Annotated in this window: 15 protein-coding genes and 1 tRNA gene; all 16 read left to right on the top strand. The window is 62.3% G+C overall.

Annotation, left to right across the window (positions count from 1 at the left end; all coding sequences use genetic code 11):
* The first annotated feature begins 213 nt into the window (after positions 1-213).
* Positions 214-909 carry an alpha/beta hydrolase gene (locus tag IB235_RS06385; RefSeq protein ID WP_192336084.1) on the top strand — a complete coding sequence of 232 codons (696 nt, stop codon included), beginning with the start codon at positions 214-216 and terminating at the stop codon, positions 907-909.
* A gap of 133 nt (positions 910-1,042) precedes the next feature.
* Entirely contained in the window at positions 1,043-1,942 is a 900-nt protein-coding gene (yghX, locus tag IB235_RS06380) for a YghX family hydrolase (protein WP_192336083.1), read from the top strand.
* 73 nt (positions 1,943-2,015) lie between these two features.
* Positions 2,016-2,429, top strand: coding sequence for a GFA family protein (locus IB235_RS06375; protein ID WP_192336082.1), 414 nt, complete (start codon positions 2,016-2,018; stop codon positions 2,427-2,429).
* Between the two features lie 80 nt (positions 2,430-2,509).
* Positions 2,510-4,399 (top strand): ABC transporter ATP-binding protein, encoded by a 1,890-nt coding sequence (locus IB235_RS06370; protein WP_192336081.1) that lies wholly within the window; start codon positions 2,510-2,512, stop codon positions 4,397-4,399.
* Positions 4,400-4,415: 16 nt separating this feature from the next.
* On the top strand, positions 4,416-4,631 hold the full coding sequence (locus tag IB235_RS06365) for a hypothetical protein (protein WP_192336080.1): 216 nt from the start codon (positions 4,416-4,418) through the stop codon (positions 4,629-4,631).
* The gene (locus tag IB235_RS06360) at positions 4,577-5,080 is read left to right on the top strand and encodes a hypothetical protein (RefSeq protein WP_192336079.1); all 504 of its coding nucleotides are present in this window, start codon (positions 4,577-4,579) and stop codon (positions 5,078-5,080) included. The genes IB235_RS06365 and IB235_RS06360 overlap by 55 nt, the downstream gene beginning before the upstream one ends.
* Positions 5,073-5,306, top strand: coding sequence for a hypothetical protein (locus IB235_RS06355; RefSeq protein WP_192336078.1), 234 nt, complete (start codon positions 5,073-5,075; stop codon positions 5,304-5,306). The genes IB235_RS06360 and IB235_RS06355 overlap by 8 nt, the downstream gene beginning before the upstream one ends.
* A gap of 111 nt (positions 5,307-5,417) precedes the next feature.
* Positions 5,418-5,493, top strand: a tRNA-Trp gene (locus IB235_RS06350).
* Positions 5,494-5,742: 249 nt separating this feature from the next.
* Positions 5,743-6,609, top strand: a complete 867-nt coding sequence (locus tag IB235_RS06345) for a hypothetical protein (RefSeq protein ID WP_192336077.1) — start codon at positions 5,743-5,745, stop codon at positions 6,607-6,609.
* A 72-nt stretch (positions 6,610-6,681) separates the two neighbouring features.
* Entirely contained in the window at positions 6,682-6,894 is a 213-nt protein-coding gene (gene secE, locus IB235_RS06340; protein WP_225612090.1) for a preprotein translocase subunit SecE, read from the top strand.
* Positions 6,895-7,086: 192 nt separating this feature from the next.
* Entirely contained in the window at positions 7,087-7,626 is a 540-nt protein-coding gene (gene nusG, locus IB235_RS06335) for a transcription termination/antitermination protein NusG (RefSeq protein ID WP_155038772.1), read from the top strand.
* A 73-nt stretch (positions 7,627-7,699) separates the two neighbouring features.
* A complete protein-coding gene (rplK, locus tag IB235_RS06330; RefSeq protein ID WP_155038771.1) occupies positions 7,700-8,152 on the top strand; it encodes a 50S ribosomal protein L11 in 453 nt (150 codons plus the stop codon).
* Between the two features lie 3 nt (positions 8,153-8,155).
* Positions 8,156-8,854 (top strand): 50S ribosomal protein L1, encoded by a 699-nt coding sequence (gene rplA, locus IB235_RS06325; RefSeq protein WP_155038770.1) that lies wholly within the window; start codon positions 8,156-8,158, stop codon positions 8,852-8,854.
* 231 nt (positions 8,855-9,085) lie between these two features.
* Positions 9,086-9,601 (top strand): 50S ribosomal protein L10, encoded by a 516-nt coding sequence (gene rplJ, locus IB235_RS06320; protein WP_192336076.1) that lies wholly within the window; start codon positions 9,086-9,088, stop codon positions 9,599-9,601.
* A gap of 65 nt (positions 9,602-9,666) precedes the next feature.
* Positions 9,667-10,038 carry a 50S ribosomal protein L7/L12 gene (rplL, locus tag IB235_RS06315; RefSeq protein ID WP_155038769.1) on the top strand — a complete coding sequence of 124 codons (372 nt, stop codon included), beginning with the start codon at positions 9,667-9,669 and terminating at the stop codon, positions 10,036-10,038.
* A 250-nt stretch (positions 10,039-10,288) separates the two neighbouring features.
* Positions 10,289-14,437 carry a DNA-directed RNA polymerase subunit beta gene (gene rpoB / locus IB235_RS06310; protein ID WP_155038768.1) on the top strand — a complete coding sequence of 1,383 codons (4,149 nt, stop codon included), beginning with the start codon at positions 10,289-10,291 and terminating at the stop codon, positions 14,435-14,437.
* Positions 14,438-14,458 lie beyond the last annotated feature (21 nt).

The following is a 14,458-nucleotide window of genomic DNA, read 5'->3' as shown; positions in this document are numbered from 1 at the left end:
GCGCTTGAGCGCACCTTCACCAGATATCATCGGGTGATCCCCTCGGGGATATCGCGATGAGAGGGCCGTCCCGAAAGGGACGGCCTTTTCCGTTTTCGGCACCCTGGTGAAGCCGGATGGACAGGCGCGGGCAATGGCGACATCCTTGAAGGGACAGCAAAACCGCGCCGTCATCGGAATGGCCGGTTGCATGTCCGACAGGGAGGAAGACGCATGCCACAACGTCCCACCGTCATTCTGGTCCATGGTTTCTGGGGAGGAGCCGCGCATTGGGCCAAGGTCATCATCGAGCTGCACAGGCGCGGCCATACCGACATCCACGCCGTCGAAAACCCGCTGACGTCGCTGGCCGATGATGTCGCGCGCACGCAGAAGATGGTCCGTCAGATCGACGGCCCCGTGCTGTTGGTCGGACATTCCTATGGCGGCGCCGTGATCACCGAGGCGGGCGATCTGCCCAATGTCGCGGGGCTGGTCTATGTCGCGGCCTTCGCCCCCGATGCCGGGGAAAGCCCGGGCAGCATCAGCCAGGCCAAACCGCCCGAGGCCTTTGCGAATATCGCGCCGGACAGCGACGGCTATCTGTGGGTGAAGCCCGAAAAATACCGCGAGAGCTTCTGTCAGGACCTGTCCGAGGACGAGGCGCTGGTCATGGCCGTGACGCAAAAGGCTCCGCTGGGCAGCACCTTTGGTGACGCGATCTCGGCCCCGGCATGGAAGGTCAAGCCAAGCTGGTATCAGATCTCGACCCTCGATCGGATGATCCATCCCGAGAACCAGCAGATGATGGCGGCGCGGATGAACCCCAAAGACACGATCAGCCTTGAGGCCAGCCATGCCTCATTGGCGTCGCAGCCGGGACGTATCGCCGATCTGATCGACATGGCGGTCGAGGGCACTGCTGGCTGAGCCTGCGGTTCCATCGCACCCGGCGGGGACATGCGCCCTGCCGGGCAAACTCCGCCGAATGTGGCGGCTGTGCTGAACCGCGTCGCGGTTTCAGAGTTGTTCCCGCAGTTTGGGCTACCCGCAGGAGGACGGCATGGACGGCAATGGCAGAAGGAAGGCATCCGACTTTCACCCCCGCATTCTGGAAATCTTTGACGGCTACGTGCATGGCCGCATCAGCAAGCGCGACTTCATGGCGCAGGCCGCGCAATTCGCGACCGTGGGCATGACCGCCGCAGCGATCTTCGAGGCGCTCAAGCCCGACTATGCGCTGGCCCAGCAGGTGCCGCCGGACGATCCGGCCATCCGCACCGAGACCGTCAGCTATGACAGCCCCGAGGGAAACGGCAAGATATCGGGCCTGATGGCGCGCCCGGCGGTCGCGCAGGGCAAACTGCCCGCGGTGCTGGTCGTCCACGAAAATCGCGGGCTGAACCCCTATATCGAGGATGTCGTGCGTCGTCTGGGCAAGGCGGGCTATCTGGCATTCGGGCCTGACGGGCTCAGTTCCGTCGGCGGCTATCCCGGAAATGACGAAAAGGGCCGCGAGATGCAGTCCAACCTCGATCCGGCCAAGCTGATGGAGGACTTCTTCGCCGCATATGAATTCCTGCGCGATCACCCCGATTCGACCGGCAAGGTTGGCTGCGTCGGCTTCTGCTATGGCGGGGGCGTGTGCAATGCGCTGGCCGTGGCCTATCCCGACCTGTCGGCTTCGGTCCCCTTCTATGGCCGCCAGCCGCGGCCCGAGGAGGTCGTGCGGATCAAGGCGCCCTTGCTGATCCATTACGCCGAGAATGACGAACGGGTGAACGCGGGCTGGCCGGACTATGAGGCAGCACTGAAAGCGGATGGCAAGGAATACCAAGCCTTCATCTATCCCGGCACTCAGCACGGTTTCCACAATGACACCACGCCCCGCTACGATGAGGCGGCGGCGAAGCAGGCCTGGGACCGGACCTTGGCCTTCTTTGCCGAAAAGCTTGCCAACTGACACGTTCTGTCAGCAGTGACCTGCCAGACTGGACCCTGCCGAAGTTTCGGCGGGGTTCCTGCGGAGGTGAGCGATGAAGACCTATCACGGTTCCTGCTTTTGCGGCGCGGTGCGCTTCGAGGCGGATGGCGATCTGGCCGAGGGCACGATGCGGTGCAATTGCAGCTTTTGCCGCAAGATGCGCTACTGGGAAATGCGTCTGTCCGATCCTGCCGGATTTCGCGTGACGGCGGGACAGGAGCATCTGGCCGAGACGCCGCGACGAAATGGTGACGACATCGACATGCACCACCGCTTTTGCGTGCAATGCGGCACGCGGCTGTGGACCGAAGGCAATATCGCCGATCTGGGTGGGCGTTTCGTCATGGTCTGTGTCAGCGCGCTGGACGACGCGACCGAGGCGGAACTGATCGCTGCCCCGATCTATTATGCCGATGGCGCTCATGATGCCTGGTGGGACCCCGCGCCCGAAACGCGGCATCTGTAGCCCCCCTTGCAAATTCGCTTGCGGCCATGAGACTGTGCCGCCGGGCGACGAGGGCGTCCGAAAACTCCACGAGGTTTGACATGTTCAGCTGGTTCGAAAGCCGGCTCGATCCCTATCCTGCCGATCCGCCGCGTATGCCGCCCAAGGGGCTGTGGCGATTCATCCTGCATTTCTCGCGGGGGGCATGGGGCTATATGCTGGCCATGTCGGCCTGCTCGGCGCTGATCGCGGTCTTCGAGGTGATTCTGTTCGGCTATATGGGCGATCTGGTCGATCGGCTGGCCGGGACCGGGCGGGATCAATTCTGGCAGGTCGAGGGCAGCCGGCTGCTGGCGATGGCGGCGATTCTGGTGATCGGCATTCCGCTGCTGCAGATCGTCTTCTCGCTGCTGATGCACCAGACGCTGATGGGCAACCTGCCGCAGCGCATCCGCTGGCAGGCGCATCGCTACCTGCTGCGCCAGTCGATGAGCTATTTTCAGGACGAATTCGCCGGGCGCATCGCCACCAAGCTGATGCAGACCGCCTTGGCCGTGCGCGAAGTGGCGATGAAGTTTCTGGACGTGCTGGTCTATGTCGGCGTGTATTTCCTGGGGGCGCTGGTGCTGGCGGCCTCGACCGATGGCTGGCTGGCGGTGCCCTTTGTCATGTGGGGCGTTCTTTACGGGCTGATGCTGTGGTGGCTGGTGCCGCTGATCGGCCGCGTCAGCGAGGCGCAGGCCGATGCCCGTGCCGTCATGACCGGCCGGGTCGTCGACAGCTATACCAATATCTCGACGGTGAAGCTGTTCTCGCACAGTTCGCGCGAGGAGGCTTATGTCCGCGACAGCATGGACGGGTTCCTGCAGACGGTGCATCGCCAGATGCGGCTGGCCTCGGTGCAGAACATCCTGCTGTCCTCGCTGAATTCGGGCCTGACCTTCTCGGTCACGGCGCTGGGGATCTGGCTGTGGACCCAAGGCCGGATCGAGGTGGGCGCAGTGGCGATTGCCATCCCGCTGGCGCTGCGACTGGGCAACATGTCGCATTGGATCATGTGGGAGTTCGCCGGGCTCTTCGAAAATATCGGCACGGTGCGGGACGGTATCGGCTCACTGGCGCTGCCGCGCATGGTGACGGATGCGCCCGAGGCAAAGCCATTGGTGGTGACGCGCGGCGCGGTCGAGTTCCGCGATGTGACCTTCCGCTATGGGGATGCCGATGGCGGCAAGGGCACCACGGTTCTGGACCACCTGACCCTGAACATCGCTCCGGGCGAACGGATCGGTCTGGTCGGGCGGTCAGGCGCTGGCAAGTCGACGCTGGTGAACCTGCTGCTGCGTTTCCACGACATCAGCGCGGGGCAGATCCTGATTGACGGTCAGGATGTCAGCCGCGTGACGCAGGAATCGCTGCGCGCGGCCATCGGGGTGGTGACGCAGGACACCTCGCTGCTGCACCGCTCGATCCGGGACAATATCAGCTATGGCCGCCCCGACGCGAGCGAGACCGAAATCCTGCGCGCCGCCGATCTGGCCGAGGCCAGCGATTTCGTCGGAGCCTTGGGCGATTCGCAGGGCAGACGGGGTCTGGATGCGCATGTTGGTGAGCGGGGGGTCAAGCTCTCGGGTGGCCAGCGTCAGCGCATTGCCATTGCCCGCGTGCTGCTGAAGGACGCCCCGATCCTTGTGCTGGACGAAGCGACCAGTGCCTTGGACAGCGAGGTCGAGGCCGCGATCCAGAGCCAGCTTGAAATGTTGATGCAGGGTAAGACCGTCATCGCCATTGCGCACAGGTTGTCGACCATTGCGCGGATGGACCGGCTGGTGGTTATGGACCGCGGCCGCATCGTCGAGCAGGGCAGTCATGACGAATTGCTGGTCCGCGGCGGCATCTATGCCGGGCTATGGGCGCGGCAGTCGGGTGGTTTTCTGGAAAGCGACGACAGTGACGTATCCGAGCCTGTCCGGGCAGAAATGCGCAAGGCCTAGGGTGTAGCAGACGGCGATGGAAATGGCGCGGATCTGGCTTCACATCGGGATGATGAAGACGGGCACCTCCGCGCTGCAGGAATGGTTCGCGACGCATGAGGAGACGCTGCTGGCGCAGCGGCTGCTTTATGTCCGGGTCAAGCCGAAGCTTCCTGCCAGCATGGTGCCGCCGACGCCATGCTGGCTGCGATCCGGTCGCGGATCGAGCAGGTCCAGCCCGAAGATGTGCTGATCTCGGCCGAATCCTTCTCGGTTCACGGCCCGCAAGTGGCGGGGCCGCTGTTCGCGGCGCTGGCCGGGCACCCCCTCCGTATTCTGGTCTGGTTGCGGCGTCAGGACCGCTATGCCGAGGCGGTTTACAAGCAGACCGTCAAATGGAACGGTGCCAGCTCCAATCCTGATGCGGTGCTGCGCCGGATTGCCCTGCAGCTGAATTACGAGCAGCTGCTGGTGAAGTGGCAGGAAGCCTACCCACAGGCCGAAATCATCCTCCGCATCTATGAAGAAGCCGCGCCGGGACCTGTGCCGGACAGCATTGCGGATATGCTGGCGGTGATGGGCCGGGCGCGGCTGGTGCCACAGGAAAGCGCCGGGCATCGCCGAACTGGTCACGCATTACACTGGGATTCCGCGCGACGATGCCCGCGCCCTGCGACGCGCGAACCGGAAGCTGATGAATGAGCTTGACGAGGCGGCCGCCGGGCGCGGTGATCTGCTGTCGCAAGCACAGTCGGACCACATCCTTGCCCGTTTCGCGCCACGCAATGAGCGGCTGCGCAGCCGCTGGTTCCCCGAGCGGGCCACATTGTTCGCCGAGGACGCGACCGCCGACACCCAACGCGCCGACAGCGCCGAACTGCTGCAACGCTTCGACCAGCTTTTCCGGGGCGAGGGTGGAAAGGATTAACCCTTCGGCCCGGCACCCGGAAAAGACTGTGGAAATCTGCAGCGATCCGCATCGGACCCCGGAAACCGCCTTGACGACCCGAAGCGCAGGCCATATTGGGTTCCTCGACCTAGGGGTTTAGCTCAGTTGGTAGAGCATCGGTCTCCAAAACCGAGGGTCGTGGGTTCGAGTCCCCCAACCCCTGCCAGGTCTTCCGATCATCGCCATGTGTCACCACCCAGCCTCCGGCTGGATCGTGCCATGCCATGATCGCTACCACATCCACCCGAGAAAACGTGAACCGCCTGACCTTGTCAGCACGGACGCGACGCGACAGAATCGTCCTGTTTGCAAGTGCAGTATTTGAACTGCCTTCGATCCCATGGGCGGAGCGGATGCGGGCATGTCGGAATATCCGTCCCGGTCATTCGCGGGACTCAGCGAAAGGACGGCCGGATTGCTGAGCCTCCATTTGGGCGCGCACAAGACCGCCTCGACCCATCTTCAACAATCACTGCGTCAGGTCCGGGAAGAACTGGGGCAGGGCGGGCTGTGCTATGCCGGGCCCAAGACCCTGCGCGCAATGACCCTGGCCGAGGCGCTGGAAAAGGGCGGGGCCAGTCGTCCTGCACGGGAATGCCGGCAGGCCATGTCCGAACTGGCCGCGAATCATGCGCGGTTGCTGCTGTCCGAGGAAAACATCCTGGGCGGCACCCGCCGCTACAACATGATCGCGGAAAATGGCGTGCTCTATCCCCATGCCGGTCGGCGGGTGCGGCAGGTGATCCAGATGGCCGGGCGCGGTAATGCCACGCTGTTCCTGTCTCTGCGCGATCCGGCGGCCTATAACCAGTCGGCCTTTGCGCTGCAGGTCTCATTGGGGAATGAAATCGAGCTTGATCCGTGGCTGCATGGCCGCGACCCGACAAGGGTGCGCTGGTCGGGTCTGGTGAAACGGCTGGCCGCGATCGATTCCGTCGACCTGATCGTGATCTGGCGCTACGAGGACTACCGCGAATTGCGGCCCCGCGTGCTGGAACTGATGCTGGGCGAGGAACTGGCCGCGCTGATCCCCGAATTGCCACCGTCGAATGTCAGTCTCACGCAGGCGGGCTATGACTGGTTTCGCAGGCGCGCGATGGCCGATAGCGAGGAAGATCTGCGTGTGTTGGTCCGACGGGCGCAGCGTCGCTTCAGCCGAGATGCCGGCCACGCGCCGCTGCAATTGTTCGACGATGAGGTTCGTGCCCGCTCTGCGCTGATGTATGCGCGCGAGGTCTCGTTGGTGCGGGCAACCGAAAAGGTGCAGTTCCTTGATCCGTGACAGCGGCAATCGCAAAGCCGGGACCGGTTCCGGCTTGAAAATCCGCCGCGCCCGGTCTATCTGACGCGCTGCATGACCAAAGGGATCAACATGGCCAACCCCGTCCAGTTCATCAGCCAGGTGCGCGCCGAAGTCGGCAAGATCAGCTGGCCCACCCGCCGTGAGGTGGTTACCACGACGATCATGGTCCTGATCATGGCGACGCTGGCCTCGATCTTCTTTTTCCTTGTCGATCTGGCGATCAAGTCGGGTCTGGCAGGCATCCTGAGCGTCGTCGGTAGCTGAGGTCTTGCATTACAGGGCAGGGGGCGCTATGTGCTTGCGACCTGCCCGTGACGCGGCGTGCATCGATTCGGTCGTGCGCGCCGATTTCAATTTGAGCTAGTGTCGTTTGAAATGGCGTCTGGTTCTTGGGCGGAATTTGAATTGAAGGGTCTGGCGCAAGCCGGCCTGGAGTAAACAGGGGTCGATCGAGACATGGCAAAGCGTTGGTATTCGGTCAGCGTCCTGTCGAACTTTGAGAAGAAGGTCGCCGAGGCGATTCGCCAGGCTGCTGCTGAAAAGGGTCTCGAGGACGAGATCGACGAGGTTCTGGTCCCCACCGAAGAGGTGATCGAGATCCGTCGCGGCAAGAAGGTGACCTCTGAGCGTCGCTTCATGCCGGGCTATGTGCTGGTTCACATGGATCTGTCGGACCGGACCTACCACCTGGTCAACTCGATCAACCGAGTGACGGGTTTCCTGGGTGCGCATGGCAAGCCGATGCCGATGCGCGACGAAGAGGTGAACACGATTCTGCATCGCACCGGCGAAGGTGGGGTCGAGGTTGCGCCGCGCAACCTGATCCGCTTCGACGTGGGCGAGAAGGTGAACGTGACCGACGGGCCCTTCGAGGGCTTCTCGGGGATGGTCGAAGAGGTGGATGAGGTCTCGAGCCGCATCAAGGTCACCGTTTCGATCTTTGGCCGGCCGACGCCGGTCGAGCTGGAATTTACGCAGGTCTCCAAGACCGCGTGATGTCATGCGGGAGGCGCAAGCCGTCGAACCGCTAAGTCTGCCCGCAAGGGCGTGATGATAAGGAGAAGGCCAGATGGCCAAGAAAGTTGTCGGCAGCCTCAAGCTGCAAATCAAGGCGGGTCAAGCCAACCCGTCCCCGCCGGTCGGCCCCGCACTGGGCCAGCGCGGCATCAACATCATGGAATTCTGCAAGGCGTTCAACGCCAAGACGCAGGAAATGGAACCCGGTTCGCCGGTTCCGGTCGTGATCACCTATTACGCCGATAAATCCTTCACCTTCGAAACGAAGACCGCTCCGGCCTCGTTCCTGCTGAAGAAAGCTGCTGGCCTGAAGCCGGTCGGCAAGCGCAACCGCGCCAAGGGTTCGGACAAGCCCGGCCGTACGGTCGCCGGCACCGTGACCGCGAAGCAAGTTCGCGAGATCGCCGAAGCCAAGATGAAGGACCTTTCCGCGAACGATATCGAAGCCGCGATGCAGATCATCGTTGGTTCGGCCCGTTCGATCGGTATCGAGGTGAAAGGCTAAGTCATGGCAAAAGTCTCGAAAAACAAAGCCGCCGCTCGCGCCGCTTTCGAAGGCAAATCGGCTCTTTCGGTTGAAGAAGCTGTCGCGCTGGTGAAAGCCAACGTCAAAGCGAAATTCGACGAAACCGTTGAAATCGCGCTGAACCTGGGCGTCGACCCGCGTCACGCCGACCAGATGGTTCGTGGCGTTGTCACCCTGCCGAACGGCACGGGCAAGCACGTTCGCGTCGCTGTCTTCGCTCGTGGCCCGAAAGCTGACGAAGCGAAAGCCGCTGGCGCCGAGATCGTCGGTGCAGAAGACCTGCTGGAGACCATCCAGTCGGGCAAGATCGAATTCGATCGCTGCATCGCCACCCCGGACATGATGCCGCTGGTCGGCCGTCTGGGCAAAATCCTTGGCCCGCGCAACCTGATGCCGAACCCCAAAGTCGGCACGGTGACGATGGACGTTAAATCGGCCGTCGAAGCTGCCAAGGGTGGTGAAGTCCAGTTCAAGGCTGAAAAAGCCGGTGTCGTTCACGCTGGTGTTGGCAAGGCTTCGTTCGATGCCGCCAAACTGGCCGAGAACATCCGCGCTTTCGTCGACGCCGTGAACCGTGCGAAGCCGTCGGGCGCCAAAGGCACCTACCTGAAGAAGGTCTCGATCAGCTCGACCATGGGTCCGGGCGTGTCGCTGGACCTGGCTTCGGCCGCCGCTCAGTAAGCGGCATGAGTTTCGCCGGAGCAATCCGGCGGATGGCGGGGCAGCAATGCCCCGTCCTGTCCGAGACGGAGGGTGCAGGGCGACCTGCTTAATTTCCTTCCTGAGATGGGATCAAGACCATTTTCCGAAGGTTTCTTCGGGGGATCTTGGACCGTCACGGACCGGTTCAGTCGCTGTTCGAGCGGCTGGATAGTTGAGCCGGGGGGAAACCCCCACACTTGGAGTGAAACCGTGGATAGAGCGCAAAAAGAGCAGTTGGTCGATGAACTCGGCCAAATCTTTGAAGCCTCTGGCGTCGTGGTGGTTGCCCACTACGAAGGAATGACGGTTGCCCAAATGCAGGACCTGCGCGCGCAAATGCGTGAAGCTGGCGGGTCCGTTCGCGTTGCCAAGAACAGGCTCGCCAAGATCGCCCTGGATGGAAAGCCTTGCGCAAGCATCGCCGACTATCTGACGGGTATGACCGTGCTCGCCTATTCCGAAGATCCCGTGGCTGCTGCCCGGATCGCGGATAAATACGCCAAGGCTAACGACAAGTTCGTGATCCTGGGCGGTGCGATGGGTGACACGGCCCTTGACCCGGCTGGTGTGAAAGCCGTGGCCCAGATGCCGTCGCGTGAAGAGCTTATCGCTTCGATCGTGTCCTGCATCGGTGCCCCTGCTTCGAACATCGCGGGCGCGATCGGCGCACCTGCCAGCAACATCGCGAGCATCCTCACGACTCTGGAAGAGCGTGAGGCCGCTTAAGGCAAACCCATTCCCTCGTAGGGTCGAACACCCATCGTTGGAACATTTAGTGAAAGAACGGAAAAATGGCTGATCTGAAAAAACTCGCCGAAGAAATCGTGGGCCTGACCCTGCTGCAAGCCCAGGAACTGAAAACCATCCTGAAAGACGAATACGGCATCGAGCCGGCTGCTGGTGGCGCCGTCATGGTTGCCGGTCCGGCTGCAGCTGCTGAAGCAGTTGAAGAGAAAACCGAATTCGACGTCGTCCTGGTTGACGCCGGCGCGAACAAGATCAACGTGATCAAAGAAGTTCGCGGCATCACCGGTCTGGGCCTGAAAGAAGCCAAAGACCTGGTCGAAGCCGGTGGCAAAGTCAAAGAAGGCGCTTCGAAAGCCGACGCCGAAGAAATGAAGAAAAAGCTCGAAGCGGCTGGCGCCAAGGTCGAGCTGAAGTAATTGGCCTTAACAGGCCGATTCATTTCGGATGAAATGGGCAGGGTCCGGGCTTTCCCGGTCCCTGCCGAACCTGTCTTGAAGGACGGTTTCGCAAGAAATCGCAGGAGACCTTCCTTCAGGGCATGTTCGGGGTTCGGGAGCCGCGCGGTGGGACGCGAGGCACGAATGGAACCCCGCCCCTCATTCGCCGCCTTGCGCCGGTCGGGCCCCGACGACCGCTGCAAGCGAAAGACGAAAGGTTAGACCCTCTATGGCGCAAGCTTATGTCGGCCAGAAACGCATCCGGCGTTATTATGGCAATATCCGCGAAGTCCTGGAAATGCCGAACCTCATCGAGGTTCAGAAATCCTCTTACGACCTGTTCCTGCGGTCGGGCGAGGCCGAGGGCCATCAGGACGGCGAGGGCATCAACGGTGTTTTCCAATCGGTATTCCCGATCAAGGACTTCAACGAGACCGCGACGCTCGAATTCGTGAAATACGAACTCGAACGCCCCAAATACGACGTTGACGAGTGCCAAGCCCGCGACATGACCTATGCCGCGCCGCTCAAGGTCACCCTGCGTCTGATCGTGTTCGATGTCGACGAGAACTCGGGCGCGAAGTCCGTCAAGGACATCAAGGAACAAGACGTCTACATGGGCGACATGCCCCTGATGACCCAGAACGGGACGTTCATCGTGAACGGCACCGAGCGCGTCGTCGTGTCGCAGATGCACCGCTCGCCCGGCGTGTTCTTCGACCATGACCGCGGCAAGACCCACTCCTCGGGCAAGCTGCTGTTCGCCTGCCGCATCATTCCCTATCGCGGCTCGTGGCTGGACTTCGAATTCGACGCCAAGGACCTGGTGTTCGCGCGTATCGACCGCCGCCGCAAACTGCCGGTGACGACTCTGCTCTATGCGCTTGGCATGGATCAGGAAGGCATCATGGATGCCTTCTACGACACCGTGGACTACAAGCTGCAGCGCGCTGGCAAAGGTCAGGACGCGGGCTGGGTCACCAAGTTCTTCCCCGAGCGCGTGCGCGGCACCCGTCCGACCTATGATCTGGTGAATGCCGATACCGGCGAAGTCATCACCAAGGCCGGCGAAAAGGTCACCCCGCGTCTGGTCAAGCAGCTGGCCGAGAAGGGCCCGCTCAATCTGCTGCTGCCGTTCGAAAAGATCGTCGGCCGCTTTGTCGCCAAGGATATCGTCAATGACGATACCGGTTTCATCTATGCCGAGGCCGGTGACGAGATCACCCTTGAATACGGTCGCGACGGCGAGATCTCGGGCGGTCTGCTGAAGGTCCTGATGGACAACGGCATCACCGAGATCCCGGTTCTGGACATCGACCACGTCAACGTCGGTCCCTATATCCGCAACACCATGGCGGCGGATAAGAACATGAGCCGCGATGGCGCGCTGATGGACATCTACCGCGTGATGCGTCCGGGTGAGCCGCCGACCGTCGAGGCTGCCTCGACCCTGTTCGACAGCCTGTTCTTTGACAGCGAGCGCTACGACCTTTCGGCCGTGGGTCGCGTCAAGATGAACATGCGCCTTGATCTGGATGCGCCGGACACCCAGCGCACCCTGCGCAAGGACGACATCAAGGCCTGTATCCGTGGCCTGGTCGAACTGCGCGACGGCAAGGGCGAGATCGACGATATCGACCACCTCGGCAACCGCCGGGTGCGCTCGGTCGGCGAGCTGATGGAGAACCAATACCGCATCGGTCTGCTGCGTATGGAGCGTGCCATCCGCGAACGTATGTCCGGCGTCGAAATCGACACCGTCATGCCGCAGGACCTGATCAACGCCAAACCGGCAGCCGCTGCCGTCCGCGAATTCTTCGGCTCGTCGCAGCTGTCGCAGTTCATGGACCAGACCAACCCGCTGTCGGAAGTGACGCACAAGCGCCGTCTGTCGGCGCTCGGGCCGGGCGGTCTGACGCGTGAGCGTGCAGGCTTCGAGGTTCGCGACGTTCACCCGACCCACTATGGCCGGATGTGCCCGATTGAAACGCCGGAAGGTCAGAACATCGGTCTGATCAACTCGCTGGCCACTTTCGCCCGCGTGAACAAATACGGCTTCATCGAGACCCCGTATCGCAAGGTCATCGAAGGTCACGTCACCGATGACGTGGTCTACATGTCCGCGACCGAGGAAATGCGTCACACCGTGGCTCAGGCCAACGCGACGCTGGACGAGAACGGCAAGTTCGTTGACGAGCTGATCTCGACCCGCCAAGCCGGTGACTTCATGCTGAACCCGGTCGATGCCGTCGATCTGATCGACGTGTCGCCGAAACAGCTGGTCTCGGTCGCTGCGGCGTTGATCCCGTTCCTTGAGAACGACGACGCCAACCGCGCGCTGATGGGCTCGAACATGCAACGTCAGGCGGTTCCGCTGCTGCGTGCCGAGGCGCCGTTCGTCGGCACCGGCATGGAAGCGACGGTTGCGCGCGATTCCGGGGCGGCCATCATGGCCCGTCGCGGCGGCATCATCGACCAGGTCGATGCGCAGCGTATCGTTGTGCGTGCGACCGAGGATCTGGGTGCGGGCGATGCCGGCGTCGACATCTATCGTCTGCGCAAGTTCAAGCGTTCGAACCAGTCCTCGACCATCAACCAGCGTCCCATCGTCAAGGTGGGTGACTCGGTGGTCAAGAATCAGGTCATCGCCGACGGTCCCTCGACCGATCAGGGCGAACTGGCCATCGGCCGGAACGTGGTCGTCGCGTTCATGCCGTGGAACGGCTACAACTACGAAGACTCGATCCTGATTTCCGAGCGCATCCACCGCGACGACGTGTTCACCTCGATCCATATCGACGAATACGAAGTGGCGGCCCGCGACACGAAACTGGGGCCGGAAGAGATCACCCGCGACATCCCGAACGTCGGTGAAGAAGCGCTGCGCAACCTCGACGAGGCTGGCATCGTTTACATCGGCGCCGAGGTTGGCCCGGGCGACATCCTGGTCGGCAAGATCACCCCGAAAGGTGAATCGCCGATGACGCCGGAAGAAAAGCTTCTGCGCGCCATCTTCGGTGAGAAGGCTTCGGATGTCCGCGACACCTCGCTGCGTCTGCCGCCGGGTGCTTACGGCACGATCGTCGAGGTCCGCGTCTTCAACCGTCACGGCGTCGACAAGGACGAACGTGCGCTGCAGATCGAACGTGAAGAAGTCGAACGTCTGGCCCGTGACCGGGACGACGAGCTGGCGATCCTTGAGCGCAACATCTATGCGCGCCTGAAAACGCTGATCATGGGCCGCGAAGTGGTCAAGGGTCCGAAGGGCATCAAGTCCGGCTCGGCCGTCAATGATGACCTGCTGGGCCAGTTGAGCCGCGGCCAGTGGTGGCAGCTTGCCGTCGCTGACGAAGAGACCGCCAAGGAAGTCGAAGCGCTGAACCAGCAATTCGACATGCTGAAGCGTGCTCTGGACAACCGCTTCGACGACAAGGTCGAGAAGGTCCGTCAGGGCGACGATCTGCCTCCGGGCGTCATGAAGATGGTCAAGGTCTTTGTCGCCGTGAAGCGCAAGCTGCAGGCGGGCGACAAGATGGCCGGTCGTCACGGCAACAAGGGTGTCGTGTCCAAGGTCGTTCCGATCGAGGACATGCCGTTCCTGGCCGATGGTACCCCGGTCGATCTGGTGCTGAACCCGCTCGGCGTGCCGTCGCGCATGAACGTCGGTCAGATCCTTGAAACCCACATGGGCTGGGCTTCGCGCGGTCTGGGCATCAAGATCGACGAGGCTCTGGAAGATTATCGCCGCAATGGCGACATGACTCCGGTCCGTGAGGCGATGAAGAACGGCTATGGCGACGAGTTGTACGCCCAGCAGTTCGAGACTCTGGACGACGAGACCCTGCGTGAGCACGCCAACGCCGTTCGCGGCGGTGTTCCGATCGCCACGCCCGTCTTCGACGGTGCAAAAGAGGCGGACGTGAACGATGCGCTGCGTCGTGCCGGTTTCGACACCTCGGGTCAGTCGGTGGTCTTCGATGGCCGCTCGGGCGAGCAATTCGCCCGTAAGGTCACCGTCGGGGCGAAATACGTCCTGAAGCTGCATCACCTTGTCGACGACAAGATGCACGCCCGTTCGACCGGTCCGTACTCGCTTGTCACGCAGCAGCCGCTGGGTGGTAAGGCGCAGTTCGGTGGTCAGCGTCTGGGTGAGATGGAGGTCTGGGCCCTTGAGGCATACGGCGCCGCCTACACCCTGCAAGAGATGCTGACGGTGAAGTCGGATGACGTGGCTGGCCGGACCAAAGTCTATGAGAGCATCGTGAAGGGCGAGGACAACTTCGAAGCCGGCGTGCCGGAATCGTTCAACGTTCTGGTCAAGGAGGTCCGGGGTCTGGGCCTCAACATGGAACTCCTGGATGCGGAGGACGAGGAGTGACGTCACCCTCGTAGGGTGCGC

Origin of the sequence: Paracoccus sp. PAR01, from assembly GCF_014851995.1 — a bacterium.
Lineage (GTDB): Bacteria > Pseudomonadota > Alphaproteobacteria > Rhodobacterales > Rhodobacteraceae > Paracoccus > Paracoccus litorisediminis.
The sequence above is the reverse complement of the archived record's forward strand: the minus strand, read 5'-3'. Positions and strand labels throughout refer to the sequence as shown.